The following is a 278-nucleotide window of genomic DNA, read 5'->3' as shown; positions in this document are numbered from 1 at the left end:
CACAAGTGAGACGATCATGAACGTCACTATCCTCGGAGCCGGCGTCGTCGGCGTGACATCCGCCTGGTATCTGGCCAAAGCCGGGCACAAGGTGACGGTGATCGACCGGCAGCCGGCTGCAGCGCTCGAGACCAGCTTTGCCAATGCGGGTGAGGTTTCTCCCGGCTATTCTTCGCCCTGGGCCGCGCCGGGCATTCCGGTCAAGGCCATGAAATGGCTGTTCATGAAACATGCACCGCTGATCATTCGCCCGACGGTCGATCCGGCGGCCTGGCGCT

Annotated in this window: 1 protein-coding gene; it reads left to right on the top strand. The window is 62.9% G+C overall.

Going from position 1 to position 278, the window contains the following annotated elements; genetic code table 11:
- Positions 1-16 precede the first annotated feature (16 nt).
- Positions 17-278: FAD-dependent oxidoreductase (locus EN804_RS36970; protein WP_135922471.1), on the top strand; the 262-nt coding region annotated here is incomplete at its 3' end.

Origin of the sequence: Mesorhizobium sp. M8A.F.Ca.ET.161.01.1.1 (assembly GCF_004792105.1) — a bacterium.
Lineage (GTDB): Bacteria > Pseudomonadota > Alphaproteobacteria > Rhizobiales > Rhizobiaceae > Mesorhizobium.
This window is presented reverse-complemented; position numbering and strand designations above follow the sequence as displayed.